This is a genomic window from Pedobacter sp. Bi27 (genome assembly GCF_918698255.1).
In the GTDB taxonomy this organism is placed as follows: domain Bacteria; phylum Bacteroidota; class Bacteroidia; order Sphingobacteriales; family Sphingobacteriaceae; genus Pedobacter.
Window position 1 is genome coordinate 182,286 of the sequence record NZ_CAKKMW010000006.1, and the last position, 13,705, is coordinate 195,990.

The 13,705-nt window shown below is 38.2% G+C and carries 11 protein-coding genes; 7 read left to right on the forward strand and 4 right to left on the reverse strand.

Annotated elements, in window-relative coordinates:
• Window positions 1-304 precede the first annotated feature (304 nt).
• The 6 genes from LQ227_RS19930 to LQ227_RS19955 all read left to right on the forward strand — a co-directional run bounded on the left by LQ227_RS19930 (window position 305) and on the right by LQ227_RS19955 (window position 8,432).
• The gene (locus LQ227_RS19930; RefSeq protein ID WP_230144944.1) at window positions 305-895 is read left to right on the forward strand and encodes an RNA polymerase sigma-70 factor; all 591 of its coding nucleotides are present in this window, start codon (window positions 305-307) and stop codon (window positions 893-895) included.
• Window positions 896-1,054: 159 nt separating this feature from the next.
• Entirely contained in the window at window positions 1,055-2,200 is a 1,146-nt protein-coding gene (locus LQ227_RS19935; RefSeq protein ID WP_230150700.1) for a FecR family protein, read from the forward strand.
• A 161-nt stretch (window positions 2,201-2,361) separates the two neighbouring features.
• Complete coding sequence (locus tag LQ227_RS19940) at window positions 2,362-5,826, forward strand: TonB-dependent receptor (RefSeq protein WP_230150702.1); 3,465 nt, start codon at window positions 2,362-2,364, stop codon at window positions 5,824-5,826.
• Window positions 5,827-5,838: 12 nt separating this feature from the next.
• A complete protein-coding gene (locus LQ227_RS19945) occupies window positions 5,839-7,491 on the forward strand; it encodes a RagB/SusD family nutrient uptake outer membrane protein (protein WP_230150704.1) in 1,653 nt (550 codons plus the stop codon).
• An 80-nt stretch (window positions 7,492-7,571) separates the two neighbouring features.
• Window positions 7,572-8,192, forward strand: a complete 621-nt coding sequence (locus LQ227_RS19950) for an SDR family NAD(P)-dependent oxidoreductase (protein WP_230144948.1) — start codon at window positions 7,572-7,574, stop codon at window positions 8,190-8,192.
• Between the two features lie 21 nt (window positions 8,193-8,213).
• The gene (locus tag LQ227_RS19955; protein ID WP_230144949.1) at window positions 8,214-8,432 is read left to right on the forward strand and encodes a hypothetical protein; all 219 of its coding nucleotides are present in this window, start codon (window positions 8,214-8,216) and stop codon (window positions 8,430-8,432) included.
• A gap of 53 nt (window positions 8,433-8,485) precedes the next feature.
• Here LQ227_RS19955 and LQ227_RS19960 read toward each other — a convergent pair whose 3' ends face one another.
• The 4 genes from LQ227_RS19960 to LQ227_RS19975 form a co-directional block, all read right to left on the reverse strand.
• Window positions 8,486-9,064 (reverse strand): YdeI family protein, encoded by a 579-nt coding sequence (locus tag LQ227_RS19960; protein ID WP_230144950.1) that lies wholly within the window; start codon window positions 9,062-9,064, stop codon window positions 8,486-8,488.
• Window positions 9,065-9,325: 261 nt separating this feature from the next.
• Window positions 9,326-10,423, reverse strand: coding sequence for a M23 family metallopeptidase (locus LQ227_RS19965; RefSeq protein ID WP_230150707.1), 1,098 nt, complete (start codon window positions 10,421-10,423; stop codon window positions 9,326-9,328).
• Window positions 10,424-10,757: 334 nt separating this feature from the next.
• Window positions 10,758-11,306, reverse strand: a complete 549-nt coding sequence (locus tag LQ227_RS19970) for a dihydrofolate reductase family protein (RefSeq protein ID WP_230144952.1) — start codon at window positions 11,304-11,306, stop codon at window positions 10,758-10,760.
• Window positions 11,307-11,315: 9 nt separating this feature from the next.
• Window positions 11,316-11,711: a GNAT family N-acetyltransferase gene (locus LQ227_RS19975; RefSeq protein ID WP_230144953.1), complete on the reverse strand. Its 396-nt coding sequence runs from the start codon at window positions 11,709-11,711 to the stop codon at window positions 11,316-11,318.
• Between the two features lie 171 nt (window positions 11,712-11,882).
• On the opposite strand from LQ227_RS19975, the gene LQ227_RS19980 reads away from it, so the two are divergent.
• A complete protein-coding gene (locus LQ227_RS19980) occupies window positions 11,883-13,487 on the forward strand; it encodes a tetratricopeptide repeat protein (RefSeq protein WP_230150709.1) in 1,605 nt (534 codons plus the stop codon).
• Window positions 13,488-13,705 lie beyond the last annotated feature (218 nt).

Genomic DNA, 13,705 nt, shown 5'->3' on the forward strand with positions numbered 1-13,705 from the left:
AGGACATTTGATCATTAGTTATTGAATATTGATCATTAGCTTATAAATTCTTAATTTCCTTAACTTCTTAAGGATTAAAAATCCCGGTTGCATTTCCGTGTTTCCGGGCTTCCGTGGCTAATAATCTCATCTACCTAGATTCCTGACTTTGCCCTCTTCGCGACTTAGTGGTGAAAAACTAATTTCTTCAATAACTCACTCCTCGTGTCTCTTCAATAATGCAACATTTATGCTGCTTTGCGAAAAATATGTAAATTGAACCGTTATTTTTTTGCTTAGTATTGCAAAGATATTCCTTATACTAATGAAACCTGATGATTTACAACTATGGCCTGATAGTTTGCTTGTTAGCGATATGCAAAGCAATGATCGGTCTGCGTTCGAAAAAATTTACAACAGGTATTGGAGCAAGTTATATTTATCAGCCTATTATATTTTACGCAACAGGGAGGCCGCTGAAGATATTATACAGGAAATATTTGTTAGCCTTTGGTTAAAACGGGAGTATACCTTAGTCGATAATCTCAATAATTATCTGTTTACTTCAGTTCGTTTTCAGGTATTTAAAGCCATTAGAGATGGGAAATTGCGCACCGATTTACTTCATGATACCGACCTTTTGGTGAGTCCGCATAATGCCGAAAATGCTTTTGCTGAAAAAGAGATCGCGCAACGTTTAGATGAGAGTATTGAGCTGCTGCCTCAAAAATGTAAAGAAATTTTTATCCTGAGCAGAAAAGAGCACCTTAGTGTAAAAGAAATAGCCGACCGGTTAAACCTTTCACCAAAAACGGTAGAAAACCAGATTACCATTGCATTACGCCGCCTGCGTACCGACATGGGCGAATTCTTATTTTGGGCCATTTTATTACTGGCTGGCATTTGGGATAAATAAATCAGTACTTATTCTCTCCTGCAGATTTCAATCAGATTGTTTACAATCACTTAACTTTGTTTAATTTTAAATAACTGTTTTATAGCTTGTTATGCGAAATTTAAAATTTCTTTTGGGGGGTATACTTCGTTTTGGGTACATACACCAAACCACAAGCAATTGAAAAAAACAGAATTAACAAGTTTAACAGAAAAATACATAGCCGGTACTGCCAGTGGAGAAGAGCGTCTTAAATTAGAATCTTGGTACAATAATCAATTGAACCAAACTACTTTGGCAGGAGAAAAACAGATTGATGAAGAGGAGCAAGTTGAAGTTGGCGAAAAGATTTTTAGTAAGATTAATCAACAAATAGATCAGCAAGAGAAAAAACGGCCAGGCAGGTATTTTTATCGTTTAGCTGTTGCCGCCTCATTAATTGCCGTTTTAGGATTTGGTTGGTTTATGCTAAGTGAACGTACCAATCTTAAAAAAATAAATAAATCAGCCAGCTTAATCAAACCCGGCGGTAACAAAGCCTTTTTAACACTTGCCGATGGAACTAAAATTAATTTAGATCAGGCGTTAAATGGTACAATAGCCAAACAGGAGGGAATTCAGATTACCAAAATAGCTGATGGACAATTGGTTTATACCATGCTGGAAAATAGATCAGTGCTAGCTAAACCAGGTTTTAACACCGTCAGTACACCAGCTGGCGGTCAGTATCAGGTTACCCTGCCCGATGGAACCAAAGTTTGGTTAAACGCCCTATCATCATTAAAATACCCTATCGCTTTTACAGGCAAGTATAGAATAGTCGAGCTTACTGGTGAAGGCTATTTTGAAGTAGCTAAGAATAAAAACAAGCCTTTCAAACTTAAAACATCAAAACAGGAAATAAGCGTTTTGGGTACCCATTTTAATGTGAGTGCCTATGCAGATGATGCCGAAATTAAAACAACCCTGGTAGAAGGTGGGGTAGCCGTTAAAAACTTTAATCCACAGGCCACAGGTTTGCTAAAACCAGGGCAACAGGCTGTTTTTCACGGTACAGGTTTCAAAGTGAGCAATGTTGATGTAGAAGAATATATCGCCTGGAAAAATGGCTTTTTTATGTTCAATAATGAAGGAATTAAAGAAGCTATGCAAAAATTGGCCAGGTGGTACGACGTTGATATCGAATATGTTGGTGATTTTGAAGGGATTTATTTCGGAGGATCTTTTTCCAAACACAACAACCTGCAGGAAACCTTAAAAATATTAGAATCTACTGATAAGTTTAAATTTAAAATAGAAGGAAGGAGGATTAAAATTTTAAAATAACACATGAAATTTTAATCTAAAAAACGGATTTCGAGTGCAATCGAAACCCGTTTAAAGTTTTAGATTAAAATTGTCCCAACAAATAACCAAATAGTTAAAACATTGTAAATGTAATAGCAACTGCTATAGGCATTTAACTCAACCTAAAACCTAACAAATGTATGAAAATTTACGATTTTAATTTATATGGTACAAGCCGTATAAAGAATAAAATTCTGTTATCTATGAAGCTAACCATCTTATTGCTTTTTGTAGCCTTTTTACACGTTAATGCGGGCAGTTTTGCGCAAAAGAACATTACGCTTAACGAAAAAAATGCGTCTTTGCAAAAAGTGCTTAAAGCAATAAAAAATCAAAGTGGCTATAATGTATTTTTTATCCAGAGCGATTTAAAAAAGGCAAATACAGTAAGTATTGATATAAAAGATATGCCCCTGGCCGAAGCTTTAAACCAATGTTTTAAAAATCAGCCCCTAACTTATTCCATCCAGGCCAATACCATTGTGGTTAAAGAGCGGCCTGCAAACATTGTTCCTGCCAATAAGCCAGAACAAAGCGCACCTGTAAACAAGGTTATCGATGTGATTGGTACTATTTTAGACGAAATTGGCAAAGGCATACCTGGCGCCAGCATTAAAGTAAAAGGAAAAGAGCAAGGTACGATGAGCGATGAAGGCGGAAACTTTAAACTGACTGGTGTGGCCGATGATGCCATTTTAATAATCTCTTATTTAGGTTATCAAACCAAAGAGGTAAAAGCATCAGCAACAATAAAAGTTACTTTGGTAGCGCAAAGCAACGATTTAAATGAGGTGGTAGTTGTGGCTTATGGTACACAGAAAAAATCGAGCTTGACCGGAGCTATTGCAACCATTACCCCTAAACAATTAAAAGAACGACCTGTAACCTCAATACAAAATGCCTTACAAGGTATTTCTCCAGGCTTAACCATTTTGCAACGCCCTGGTGATGTAAGTGCAAGCGCAACAGGAGGTACTGCTGTTAATATTAGGGGCAGAAGCAGCCTAGCAGGGGCAGGTACTCCACTATATATTATTGATGGTATTCCGGCCAGCTCGCAAGAATTCGCCACACTTAATCCAAATGATATTTCGGGCATGTCAGTACTAAAAGATGCATCTTCTGCAGCTTTATATGGCTCGAGAGCGGCTAACGGTGTAATTATGGTAACCACAAAACGTGGTGGTGGAGAAAAAGCAACCATCGAGTTCAATGCCAATTACGGCTGGCAATCGCCCACTCGTATCGCGAAGTATTTAGGATCAGTAGATTATGCAACACTTTACAACGAGGCACTAACCAATGTTGGCCGTAGCCCAATGTACACGCCAGCTCAGATAGAGTTGTACAGAAATGGTTCTCAGCCAGATTTATATCCGAATACAGATTGGTATAAAGAAGTTTTAAGACCTAGTTCACCACAGGCCGATGTGAATTTAAACATCAATGCACCCGGTAAAATAACCAGTAGTTATTTGGGTTTAAATTATCTAACTCAAGAATCGTTAATTCCTAATAAAGACCAGGACCGTTTTAATGCAAAATTAAATACCGAAACCAAGGTTATCGAGAATATACTAAAGATAGGTACCAATATCTCTTTCATTAACCAGGCTTTTGATCGTTTGGGTAATTTATCATGGACAGAGTTAAACCGTTCTCTACCAACTACTGTTTTCCGCCAGAGCAATGGACAATGGGGCTCGGTAAATAATGGTACTGTAGCCAGTAGCTCAATTCCATATCGCAACCAGGCCCGCATGATAGCCGAATCGTCGAAAGGCAGTAACCGGAACAATTTGCTTCAAACCGCTGCAAATGCTACGTTAACACCTCTAAAAGGTTTATCTATAAATGGATTGGTTTCGTTAAAGTTTACCAACAACAACAGCACGGCCTTTAACAATACCATGACACCGATTAATAACTTTTTAACCGGTAATCCTATTGCACTGCCTGCCGGACAAGGCACACAGAATGATTTAAGAGAGTACTGGTCTAAAAGAAAAGAATTGTTGATACAAGGTACGGCAGATTACGAGCGTACATTTGGTAAACATTATGGTAAGCTAACTGTGGGTGCATCGCAAGAAAGCAATGTGCTTAGAAGCGCTTTTCTTGGTAGAAGAAACTTTCCCAATAACGATTTAAGTACCATTATCAATGGTTCTGGTAACGGAGAAGATATTTTATCAGATAATAATAATGATGATATTATTGGCGGAGTTTTTGGCTTAGCCAACAGAACTGCTGCAGAAGAGTGGTCAATGCGATCGATGTTTGGCCGTTTTAACTATGCTTTTAACGATAAGTACCTGTTAGAGGTAAATGCCCGTATCGATTATTCTTCACGTTTCCACGAAGATGTACGTAGAGCCTTCTTCCCATCGTTTTCTGCAGGATGGGTAGTTTCTAAAGAAGACTTTATGAAAAATATTAGCTGGGTTGATAATTTAAAAATCCGTGGCTCTTATGGTTCGTTAGGTAATCAGGATGTGGTTTCTGTAGGCAACTATTTTAACAGATTAAATGCTGGCTTTCAGTACAGTTTTGAAGGTACAGCACAAGATGGAATCTGGCAGGCCGATGGATCATGGCCAACCACAACCTGGGAAAAAGTATACATGACCGATTTTGGCGTAGACATGACTTTGTTAAAAGGTAAATTGGACATTACCGCAGATTACTACATTAAGGATACAAAAGATTTGTTATTACGTAATGCAGCCCTTAAAACCTATCCGTTAACGGTGCCTTTTACCAATTCGGCAAGTACCCGCAATACTGGTGTAGAGTTAGCCATAAACCATAACAACAGAATCGGAAAAGATTTTACTTTTAGCATCGGTGGTAACTTATCGTTGATCAAAAGCAAAATCACCAAAATTGGAGACAATAATAACGATCGATTTGATGGTCAGTATATTCAAAGGGTTGGAGAATCACTTGGGTCTTTTTACGGTTATATTGCTGACGGTCTTTTTGTTAGCAATGAAGAGGTTGCTTCGCATGCTTTTCAGGATGCACGTACCAGAGCCGGAGATATTAAATACAGAGATATTAATGGTGATAATGTGATTAATGCTGCCGACCGTACCATCATTGGTAACGATGTGCCTTTTGTAAACTATGGCTTTAATTTAAGCGCAGCTTATAAAGGTTTCGATTTTAATATTCTTACCTATGGCGTAGCCAAAGTAAAAACCTATTTAGGCCAGGAAGCTTCAGCACCCTTCTTTAACGGCGCAAATGCAAAGGTACAGTTATTAAACCGCTGGACACAAGAAAACCCTGATCCAAATGCCGATTTCCCGAGGACATTATTAACTGCAAATGCCGGACATAATATCGATCAACTTTCGTCATTCTATCTGTTTAGCGGTTCTTATTTCAGGGTAAGAGGTATCACTTTAGGTTATACTTTACCTCAAAACGCAGTGAAAAAAATCGGCTTGTCTAAACTAAGAATTTATGGCACAACCAATAATCCTTTCACTATTATGGCTGATAAGCGTTTGGGAGATTACGATCCTGAGTCTGCTTCGGGCCGCGGAGGTTACCCGGGTATTAAAACATGGTCGTTTGGTTTAAGTGCAGGATTATAAAAGATTTTAAAAATGAAAAAGATATATATAATTACAAGTGTACTCTTATTAAGTGTTATTGTTTCTTGTAAGAAAGACTTTTTAGAAAGACCACCTTTGAACCAGGTGTCGGAAGCTACCTTTTGGAAGAACGCCAATGATGTTTACTTAGCCGTTAACGGTGTATACAGTCAGTTACCCGGTGATGATATGGTTTATGATGATGCAGCTGCAGACAATGCCCATGCACAGTATCCCTGGGAGGGTTCGGCCACAGATGTATCATCGGGTAATGTAAACTCTACTTTAGATGCAGGTTGGGATTTTACAGCAATTGGCCGTGCCAATTATTTTTTAGATAACGCTGATAAAGTGACCGGCATGGATAAAACATTACTAGACCGATATAAGGCCGAGGTACGTTTTATTAGAGCAAATGCTTATTTCTGGTTAATTTGCAAGTTTGGTGACGTGCCATTATCGACTAAAACAGTTGAGCTTGGCAGAGAAAATATACCAAGAACACCAAAAGCAGAAGTATTAAAATTTGTGGTAGACGAGTTAGATGCCATCGCTAAAATTTTACCACAAAGTTATGCTGGAGGTAAGCCAAACGAAAAAGGTCGCATTACGAAAGGAGCAGCATTGGCTTTAAAAGCACGTGCCCACTTGTACGAAGGCCAGTGGCAATTAGCTGCTGACGCGGCAAGCCAGGTAATGACATTGGGTTACGATTTATTTAAAGTAACAGCCGAAGATGCCCTAAATGCCAAAGATAATTATAGCGCATGGGTCGATTTTGCAAATGCCGATGATGAGAAAAAATTCCGTGTAGGCCTCCGTAGTTATGAAGCTTTGTTTTACCAGGCAAATGAAGGCAATGTAGAAGTAATATTAGATAGACAGCGAATCCCGCAACAAGATGCTAATTTCTTAAATACCTTGTTGCCTTCGGGCGATCTGGGTGGTTGGGGCTCTATAGCACCAACACAAGAACTGGTAAACAGCTATCTAAGTTATAAAACAGGCGATTTAATTACACCGCCATCGCCAGCACAAAGAACTGCTTGGTATAAAGCGAAAGATCCGGCATTTAAAAATGAATTTAAAAACAGAGACCCGCGTTTTTACGCCAGTATTTTATTTGATGGAAACCCATGGAATGCCATCGAAGATGATTATTCATTTAAATGGACTGAAGGTGCAGGTAACACCTCCCTAACTGGTTACAGTGTGCGTAAAATGGTCGATCCTAAAATTTATAGAGATCAGATTGATAACCATGCCAACAATATTTTAATCCGTTATGCTGAGGTTTTATTAACCTATGCCGAAGCTAAGAACGAATTAACTGGTCCTGATGCAAGTGTATACGATGCTTTGGATAAAATCAGAACGCGTGCGGGTATGCCTGTAGTTGATCGGACTAAATATGCCACGCAGGAGACCTTAAGATCATTGATCAGAAACGAAAGACGTGTTGAATTGGCAATAGAAGGACAACGTTATATGGATGTCAGAAGATGGAAAATTGCTCCACAGGTAATGAAACCGATATATAGCATTGCTGATGCCGCAAAACCAATTCAAGAAAGAGCCTGGACTGATAAATTATACTTAATGCCAATCCCGCAGGCACAGATAGATCTCTCTAAGGGGGTTTTAAAGCAAAACAGCGGATATTAGAAAATACACAACACACAATGAATAAATAATGATTAAGAGGGTGTCCAAAAAGTTTGGATACCCTCTTTAAATTAGATTTTATGGCACTAACAATAGATTTAAAAGGGAAAATAGCTTTGGTAACTGGTGTTACTTCGGGTATTGGGTTGGGGATTGCCAAAATGATGGCCAAAGCGGGCTGTACCGTGATAGGTTGTGCAGAACAAAGTGAAACGAGTGATGTTGCCCAACGGTTTTTAGCAGAAATGGAGTCTTTTGATGTACTTACAGACTATTTTAAAGCTGATATGGTGGTAACTGACGATATTGATGGTCTTGTATCAGATATCACCGGTGACTATGGACGATTGGATATTTTGGTTTCCAACGTTGGTCAGGATGTAATTACAGGTTTAGAAAATACTACCGAAAAAGACTGGCAGTTTAATTTGGATTTAAACCTTTCTGCGCATTGGCGTTTGGCCAAACGCTGCAAGTCGTTACTAGATGGAAATAATGGGATAATTATCGTAATGGCATCAAACCATGCTTTTGCCAGTATCTCCGGCTGTACGCCTTATAACATTGCCAAAACTACATTGACGGGTTTGGTGAGAAGTTTGGCTATAGAATCGGGCCCCGGTATTAGAACAATAGGTATTGCACCGGGCTTTATTGATACGTCGGGTAATCAGCAATGGTTTAATTCATTTATAAGATAGGGGTAATTTTTTAACACTAAGATGGGTATCTGGAATCCAGATGTGCTTTATAAAGCAGGTTTAATTTTAGGGAAAGATGCCCGCTGGCATGTGAATGGTGAAAATTCTTGTTTATCGATATCAAAGGCAAACTACTCGGTACCTGTAATCCGAGAAATGGTAAGTGGTAACCCAAAAATATCGGCAATGCCTGGTATGTCATTGGTCATTCTTGTTTGGTCATTGGTTTTTTTTAGTTAAAGGTTAACTTGAAACTGGAATCGGACTCCCGGCTAAAGACTTCGGACTAAGTGCTACTTCACCCGTACATTTTCTTCAGCTAACCTAACCGTTTCATTAATCCTTGTTGCTCTTGTTTCTGTTCTTTTGGCTTCTGATATCCATTTTAATATGGCTTTTTTTGAAGAACGGGGAAATTTATCCCAATGTGCTTGTGCTGATTTGTTGGCTTCAAATTCTTTTTTTAAATCATCGGGTACAATCAGATTTTCCACATCGTTCAGGGCATCCCACATGCCATTGGCTTTAGCTATTTCGATCGACTGTAGTCCCGCATGGCTCATCAATCCTTGCGCTATCATGTGTAAAGCCTTATTCTTGTTAATTGCGCTCCAATTGCTTTTAGGTTTCCTTTTGGAGAAAAATTGATAGCGGCTTTCTTCATCACGTTTCATTGTTAAACTATCAATCCAACCATAACAGAGGGCTTCATCAACTGCGTTGCTATGTGGTAAACTATTTGCTGATGCATCTTTTTTATAGATAATTAACCAAACAGATACTTCTTTTTCATGGTTTTCGGCGAGCCATTGGCGCCAATCGGCCTGGGTTTTGGCATAAAAAGCTTTAACGCCGTTTTTTATTTCTTCCATAAAAATATAGTATCGTTTTTTTGATGTTTAATCTTATCAAGGCAATTAATTTACCATTAATGTAATTGTTTTAATCGAGATTTATGGTGGTTAATCAATCTTTAATGAATATATGAATAGCTTATCTGCGCTCAACCCTAACTGTTTTATACCTGCGAGCTTTAGTTCTAATCGTTTTGTTGCTAAGATTAAATTAGGTAAATGCTTATTTGCTGCGGAAAATCCCTTTGGCAAAAAAATACAGGTAACTGTATAGTCAAACTAAAATTCAATTACCGAATTTGATAAGGGTCTTCCTTGCCTTACTTTAAGCCGTTCCTTGTATTGCCAGGGGTTATTGCCGAAGTTATCAAGGTTTGAATATCGACCTGCCTGAAAAAAGTTTTCAAACACATAAGGTAATCCTTCTGCATATAGGCGGTTATCTCGATCGGCTAAATGGAAATGGAGATGAGGGCCTGTAGATTGTCCGGTAAAGCCCAGCTGCGCAATTATATCACCTTTTTTAACTTTATCTCCAGGTTTAACTCGAATACTATTTGGCTTTAGGTGTTCATAGAAAGCATACTGCCCGTTAGCAATTTTTATGGAAATATAATTGCCGCTGGCTTGCTCGGGTGCAGGGCTTTTGTGCTGCGAAACAGTTGTTGATTCTTTAAAATCATTGAGTACCGAAGATACCGTACCATCCGCTACAGCAATTATTGCATTTTGATAGCCAAACCAGTTTTGGATAGAATCTGTATTTTTGGAGGCATATTTTCCTACACTGTCTACACGGATAAAATCAATGGCGAACCGGCCGGGAAGAAATTGCTTTCCCTTTTCTGAATAAAATACTCTTCTATGTCCCGAAACCCATGCCGGGTCGTAAATGGCTGTCCATAAACCTGCTTGCAGTGGTTTGCCCAATACGGTTGGTTTAGTAACTGTTGGATGTAATTCTGTTATGATAAATGCAGTTGTATTATTTTTAGGTCGGTGGTGAATCCAAAACTCAAGTTTGTTTACTATAGTTTCGGCTTTTAACACCTCGGTTTCGAGTTCTATGTAAATCAATCCCGAGCCGCCAGCAGGAATGATCAGATTTCTGTTTTTCTGATCGCTACTTTTTGTACGCTCGGCAAGTTTTGGCCCATTTAGGTTAAGGTATGACTTATTTTTTCCTGATATGTTCAATATTTTTAGTTCAATAGTGTCTGTGCCAGCATTTTTTAATTGAAGTTCATAATAAAGGAAAAAATTTGTTCCGATTTTGGTCCACGACGGATTTTGGTGAATAGATAATGATATTTCTTCTTTATTTTGAGCAAAGAGGGGCTCAAAAAGTAGACCTAAACCAAGAAGAAAAGTGATCATTAATAACTGTTTAATCATGTTTTTGAATTTTTCAACTCCAGCGTAATTAGGTTCATTTGTTCATTTGCCATTAGTTCACTAGTCATTAATATAGTTCAAGGTTAATCGGTTAAATTGTATAACTGGTTAATCTCCTCTAAACTCCAAACTAACAATTGGTTCATTTTCATTCGGTCACTAGTCATTAGTACATTTCAATATTAATTGGTTTTTTGTATAATTGATTAATGGACGCCAAACGCCCAACCCCAGACTAACAATTGGTTCATTAGTCATTCACCCATTCAAAATTCACTCATTCAATAACTGGTCTAATCAACCCTCAACTCCAAACTTATCTAGCCACCTCATATATCAGCTGTACAACACCTGATGGAGCGCTTTTTGTTTCTTTTAATGTTAACCAAACCCGATTGGTAATTTCGCTGAACAGTAATTTTCCTTCACCCAATATTACGGGATGTACAGCTAGCTGCAACTCATCAACCAGACCGGCATTTAAAAAGGTAGATATTAGCTTTGCACCACCATATAACCATATGTTTTTGCCTGAAAGGTTTTTAATTTCGTTAACCCTTTGTACAATATCCGACTGAATAAAAGTGGCACCTGTATCATCGCTGGTTTTGGTCTCCGAAAAAACATATTTTTTCTTGCGGTTAATATTTTCGGAGATCGATTTCATCAATTCATCCTCTTCTTCTCCAGGTTGGTAATTTCCCCAGAGATCATAGCTGATCCGCCCATAAAAAATAGAATCTATGCCATCTAAAAAATCGTTAAAATTGGCATCGCCATCCATAATGCACCAATCAATTTCTCCGTTAGGACCTTCAATGTAGCCATCAAGCGTAACAGCAAGGTTTAGAATAATCTTTCTCATATTTCGAAATTATTTTATCCGTTCGATACTAAAAGCGCGATCTTCTTTGTTAAAACCCACTTTAGGGTAATAATCAAAAGCAGTAGGTACTGATAAAAGAAGAAGCGTACATTGATCACCGAGCTTTTCGCGTGTAATAGCAATCATTTCTTTGCCTATACCGGCGCTTTTATAGCCTGTAAATACGGCCAAGTCTGCGAGGTAAGCGCACCAAACCCAATCGGTAATGGTTCTGCAAATGCCAACAAGTTTATCCTTTTGCCATGCGGTAACCAATAGGTTGGCATTTTTTAACATCAGCGCTATTCTTTCCGGTTCAGTTGGCCTTTTAAGTCCTGCCTGGACAAATAGTTCAATTACTTCTTCCGGTGCAGGGATAACACCTATTTCATAGGTAATGGTCATATCAATAGGTTTTACTACTAAAATACAAAATATCACTTAATGGACTAATATAAAATCGGTTTTGAAATTAGATTTGGCACTCATCACCATCGGTTAATTCTTCAACTTAACCTTAAGTTAACATATACGCTCTTTCTTTGTTCAGCATTGCCTGATATAGATGCTTTTAACATGATCAAACCCTTTAGTGTTCTTGTCCTTTTTCTGCTTTTTATTTCGAACGCGATTGCTCAGGAAGAAAAATTCGAATCGATTATTGCCCTTAATCAAAAAGACCCGACTGCAGCCCTGGCTCAATTAAAAAAAATATACGCCAAATCTATCGATGACAATGATGAGCTTTTAGAAGGCAAATGTTTACAGCAAATGGGCAAGGTTTGTTATACACAGGGGCATTTCAGTCAATCGTTAGAGTTCTTTTTAAAAGCCGATAAAATATTCAGCAATGCCAATCAATCGCTTTTATTGGCTGCTAACCTTAACGATGCGGGCGTGCTCTACTATTATATGAAGCAGAAAGAAAAGGCCATGCACAGTTATAACAAAGCCATCGGCATCTATAAAAGATTGAATAATTTAACCGGACAGGCAACCGTTTTGGGCAATATTGGGCAGTTATACGAAAAAAGGCAACTTTACGACAGTGCATTTTACTATCAAAAACTCGCTTTAAAAATAAACGAACAGGTTAATGATAAAAGTGGCGCGGCAAAAATACACGAAAATCTGGGTAGCATATATGAAGATCTGGAGCGTTACGATTCTGCTCACGTACATTTTAAACAAGCGCTAAATTTATATCAGGAAGATCATAATAACATGGGAAGTATAGAGGTAATTAATAATTTGGGCGATATCCTCCGTAAAACAGGCCGGTATAAGGAAAGTATTGTGCAAACTGAAACTGCGTTAAAACTGGCCGAAAAGATGGGTAATGTCTATCAGTTAAGCTCCTGCTGCAGAGATTTGGGCAAGGCTTACGAACTGTTGAACAATATGGACAGCGCCTACCATTATGTAAAACTTGGCTATAAATACACGATCGATCTGTATTCGCAAGATGGCGCCCGGCAGGTAGCCTTTTTGCAGGTACTTTACGATATCAATAAAAAATCAGATGAGATCATTAAACTGAAAAACGACCGGAAGGTGAACAGGATCATTGCTTTTTCTGCCACAATTGTCGTGATATTATTGGTCATTTTGGGATTTGTTATTTTTAGCAGACAAAGGTTAAAATTAAGAGATCAACAGATGCTGGCGCGGCAGAAAGCGATAGAACATGATATGACCAGTTTGGCGCTCAAAAATCTTCAGCTCGAAGAGCAAAATCTGAAACAGTTGCTGGAGGTTAAAAGCAGAGAACTGTCTACCCATACCTTAAATCTGATTAAACACAACCAATTCCTTGAAAATCTTAGGAGTACCTTACAAGCGATGGTAAAAGAGGATAAGCGTGATCAGAAAAAGCAGATGAATCAGATCCTCACGGAGATTAATCAGAGCTTTAATCACGAGCGCAACTGGAAAGAATTTACGGTGGCTTTCGAACAGGTTCACCATCAGTTTCTCGAAAGCCTAAAAAAATATAGCAGTGAACTAACTTCAGGCGATATGCGCTTGATTGCACTGTTAAAAATGAACCTCGATTCAGGCGATATCGCAACCTTGCTTGGCATATCTACTGATAGCTTAAGGGTATCGAGATATAGGCTAAGGAAAAAGCTGAATCTGGCGCAAGGCGATAATTTATCAGCATTTATCCAGGCATTATAACCGTTACATCAGCTATATTATTATTACCTGTTTTTTGGTTTTTACGGGCTTAACAATTTGTTAATGTAACGGTAATGAAAGCATAACGGCGTTTTGATGTATGTTTAATTTACTGATAATTAATGTGTTATATATTTGTGTTGCCTTTTAATATATGTTTGTTGTAACGCTGTTGCCTTTATGTAACCTCAATAATTTCTTTGTGTAAAATGGTGTAT